Genomic DNA, 4,153 nt, shown 5'->3' with positions numbered 1-4,153 from the left:
TCATGCGACGCGCCGTCTGCACATCATCTTGGGCAGATATCAATATGCGACGGCGGGAGCAATTCGGCGTAAGCGAGCAATCCGGGGATAAGTGTGGAAGGTTTTCCACGGAACGCCGCGGTGGCGCCCAAGTGGGCGAAATCAGAACTTATCCAGATCCTGGTGCCTGGCCTTGATCTCGCGCACCGTGCGCGAGGACGAGCGCAGCACGATCGTGTGAGTGGTGATGAAGGTGCGGCCGAACTTCACCCCGTCGAGCAGATTGCCGTCGGTGACGCCGGTCGCCGCGAACAGCACGTCGCCGCGCGCCATGTCCTGGGCGCGATAGACCCGCTTCGGGTCGGAAATGCCCATCTTTTCGGCGCGCGCCACCTTCTCCGGCGTGTCGAGGATCAGCCGGCCCTGCATCTGCCCGCCGGTGCAGCGAAGCGCCGCCGCCGCCAGCACGCCTTCCGGCGCGCCGCCCGTGCCGAGATAGATGTCGATCCCGGTCTCGTCCGGATCGGTGGTGTGGATGATGCCGGCGACGTCGCCGTCGCCGATCAGCCGGATCGCCGCGCCCGTGGCGCGCACGGCGTCGATCAGCTTGGCATGACGCGGCCGGTCGAGGATGCAGGCCGTGATGTCGGAAACGGCCACGCCCTTGGCCTTGGCCAGATTGGCGAGGTTCTCGGCCGGCGAGGCGTCGATGTCGATCAGGCCTTCCGGATAGCCGGGGCCGATGGCGATCTTGTCCATATAGACGTCGGGCGCGAACAGCAGGCTGCCCTTTTCCGCGATGGCGATGACCGCAAGCGCATTGGGCAGGTTCTTGGCGCAGATCGTGGTGCCTTCCAGCGGATCGAGCGCGATGTCGACCGCCGGGCCTTTGCCGGTGCCGACCTCCTCGCCGATATAGAGCATCGGCGCCTCGTCGCGCTCGCCCTCGCCGATCACCACCGTGCCCTTGATGGCGAGGCGATTGAGCTCCTGTCGCATCGCATCGACCGCCACCTGGTCGGCTGCCTTCTCATCCCCGCGCCCGCGCAGCCTGGCGGCCGCGACGGCGGCCCGCTCGGTGACGCGCACCACTTCCATGGTGAGGATCCGGTCGAGGCCGGCAGCGATGTTGTGGGCGATGTTCATGGATGGGCATTCCTCGTTGTCTGTTAGCGTCGAGCAATCCCAGAACGGTTGAGCACCGGAATTGCTCCGCCTCCCGCCAGAGGCGGACTTCTTCTGGCAAAGCTCCATGACAACGGCAAGACTTGGCCCGTCATTTTTCGAAATGAGAGCAAAATCAATCGATTGAAGGCGGAATCGGACCTGGCTTATTCCGCCCGCTCGATGCGGATCACTTGCGGTTTGTCGGTCAGATGGCCGTCCTTGGTGATGCCTTCGACCGCCTTGCGCACCGCCGCTTCCGTCGTCTCGTGGGTGACGAGGATGACGGTTTTCTGCGCCTGGGTCTCCGCGCTGGCCGCCTGCTGGACGATCGATTCCAGCGAGATGTCGTTGTCGGCCATGCGCTTTGCGATGGCCGCGAAGACGCCGGTGCGGTCATGCACGGTCAGCCGGATGAAGTAGCCGCCGGCATGGCTGCGCATGCGCGCCTTCTTGTAAGGCTTCAGTTCCTTCGCCGGCCAGCCGAACACCGGAGCGTGCTGGAATCCGGGCCGGCTCTTGGCGATATCGGCGATATCGCCGATCACCGCCGAGGCGGTGGCGTTGCCGCCGGCGCCTGGACCGGAAAGCAGAAGCTCGCCCAGAATGTCGGTCTCGATCGCCACGGCATTGGTGACGCCGTGCACCTGCGCGATGACGGACGCCGTCGGCACCATCGTCGGGTGCACCCGCTGCTCGATGCCGCTGTCGGTGCGCTGCGCGACGCCGAGCAGCTTGATGCGGTAGCCGAGATCGGCCGCCGCGCGGATGTCTGCCTGGCTGATGTTGGAGATGCCTTCCATATAGATGTCGTTGGCGGCGATCTTCGTGCCGAAGGCAAGGCTGGTCAGGATCGACAGCTTGTGGGCCGTGTCGTGGCCTTCGATGTCGAAGGTCGGGTCGGCCTCGGCGTAGCCCAGCCGCTGCGCGTCCTTCAGGCAGGCATCGAACGAGATGCCCTCGGCTTCCATGCGGGTCAGGATGTAGTTGCAGGTGCCGTTGAGGATGCCGAAGACACGCGTCACCGCATTGCCGGCCATTGCCTCGCGCATCGTCTTGATGACAGGAATGCCGCCGGCCACCGCCGCCTCGTAATTGAGCAGAACACCCTTCTTCTCGGCGATCTCGGCAAGCGCCACGCCATGCTTGGCCAGCAGCGCCTTGTTGGCGGTCACGACATGCCGGCCCGCCTCGAGCGCCGCCTTCACCGCCAGCCGCGCCGGCCCTTCGTCGCCGCCGATCAGCTCGGCAAAGACGTCGATGTCGGCCTTTTCGGCCATCTGGACCGGATCGTCGAACCATGTCGCGGCGCTGAGGTCGACGCCGCGATCGCGTTTCCGGTCGCGGGCCGAAACGGCCGTCACGACGATATCGCGTCCGCACTGGCGGGTGAGCTCCGCCGCCTTGTCGCGCAGCACGCGCGCCACCGAGGCGCCAACCGTGCCGAGGCCGGCAATTCCAACACGCAACGCTTCAGCCATGTCCGGCGACGCCCCTCAAAAATCCAGATAGGCAGACTCAGCGCCGAGCGGCGAGCGGCACCACATTGTTGGGCTGCTTGGCGGTCGATGCCAGGAAGCGCTTGATGTTGCGCGCGGCCTGACGGATCCGGTGCTCGTTCTCGACCAGCGCCACGCGCACATAGTCGTCGCCATGCTCGCCGAAGCCGATGCCCGGCGCCACCGCGACATCCGCATGCTCGATGAGCAGCTTGGAGAATTCGAGCGAGCCGAGATGGCGGAACTGTTCCGGGATCGGCGCCCAGGCGAACATCGAGGCCGCGGGCGCGGGAATGGTCCAGCCGGCGCGGCCGAAGGAATCGACCATCACGTCGCGCCGCTTGTGGTAGACCTCGCGCACCTCCTCGATGTCGGCGCCGTCGCCGTTCAGCGCATGCGCGGCCGCCACCTGGATCGGCGTGAAGGCGCCATAGTCGAGATAGGACTTCACCCGCGTCAGCGCCGAGATCAGCCGCTCGTTGCCGACGGCGAATCCCATGCGCCAGCCCGGCATGGAGAAGGTCTTCGACATCGAGGTGAACTCGACGCAGATATCCATCGCGCCCGGCACCTGCAGCACCGAAGGCGGCGGATTGCCGTCGAAATAAATCTCGGAATAGGCAAGATCGGACAGGATGATGATGTCGTTCTTCTTCGCGAAGGCGACCACGTCCTTGTAGAAGTCGAGCGAGGCGACCAGCGCCGTCGGATTCGACGGATAGTTGAGGATCAGCGCCAGCGGCTTCGGGATCGAATGGCGGATACCGCGCTCGACCGCCGGGATGAAGCCGTCGTCGGGCTCGACCTGCAGCGAGCGGATGACGCCGCCCGACATGATGAAGCCGAAGGCGTGGATCGGATAGGTCGGATTGGGGCACAGGATGACGTCGCCGGGCGCGGTGATCGCCTGCGCCATGTTGGCGAAGCCTTCCTTCGAGCCGAGCGTGGCCACCACCTGGGTGTCGGGGTTGAGCTTCACGCCGAAGCGGCGGGCATAGTAATTGGCTTGGGCGCGGCGCAGACCCGGAATGCCGCGCGAGGACGAATAGCGATGCGTGCGCGGATCGCGCACCACCTCGCACAATTTGTCGACGATGGCTTTCGGCGTCGGCAGGTCCGGATTGCCCATGCCAAGGTCGATGATGTCGGCGCCGCGCGAACGGGCGCTGGCCTTCAGCCGGTTGACCTGCTCGAACACGTAAGGCGGAAGCCGGCGGACCTTGTGAAATTCTTCCATTGGATTTCCAGACACGATCGAAGGGGGCGCTTTCGGCGCGCGATATAAACCTAATTGCAGTTAGGGTCGAGGGTCGGGTCGCATTTGCCCTCGATCTGTTTCAACGTGTCGCCGCCATGCGTCTTGGCAAGCGTCTTCAGCGCCGCGGAATTCGCCGGCGCTTTGACGCTGCCGCCCTTGGCAGCCTGCGCCTGCTGCTCGGCCTTGAGCCTGGCCAGGTTCGCCGCGGTCTCCTCCTTGGTGAACTGCTTGGCGGCCACCTGCGGCGGGATGT

At 65.4% G+C, this 4,153-nt stretch carries 3 protein-coding genes and 1 pseudogene; all 4 read right to left on the bottom strand.

From position 1 onward, the window contains the following. Positions 1–141 precede the first annotated feature (141 nt). A complete protein-coding gene (gene glpX, locus EOA28_RS26955; protein WP_127252195.1) occupies positions 142–1,125 on the bottom strand; it encodes a class II fructose-bisphosphatase in 984 nt (327 codons plus the stop codon). Positions 1,126–1,310: 185 nt separating this feature from the next. Next, entirely contained in the window at positions 1,311–2,624 is a 1,314-nt protein-coding gene (locus tag EOA28_RS26950) for a homoserine dehydrogenase (protein ID WP_127252196.1), read from the bottom strand. Between the two features lie 37 nt (positions 2,625–2,661). Then, positions 2,662–3,879 carry an LL-diaminopimelate aminotransferase gene (locus tag EOA28_RS26945; RefSeq protein WP_126060457.1) on the bottom strand — a complete coding sequence of 406 codons (1,218 nt, stop codon included), beginning with the start codon at positions 3,877–3,879 and terminating at the stop codon, positions 2,662–2,664. Between the two features lie 50 nt (positions 3,880–3,929). Next, a pseudogene (locus EOA28_RS39045) lies at positions 3,930–4,153 on the bottom strand (hypothetical protein); the annotation flags it as partial.

It is taken from the genome of Mesorhizobium sp. M2A.F.Ca.ET.067.02.1.1, from assembly GCF_004023285.1.
GTDB lineage: Bacteria > Pseudomonadota > Alphaproteobacteria > Rhizobiales > Rhizobiaceae > Mesorhizobium.
Note: the sequence above shows the minus strand (reverse complement) of the source record. Positions and strands in the feature narration are given on the sequence as shown.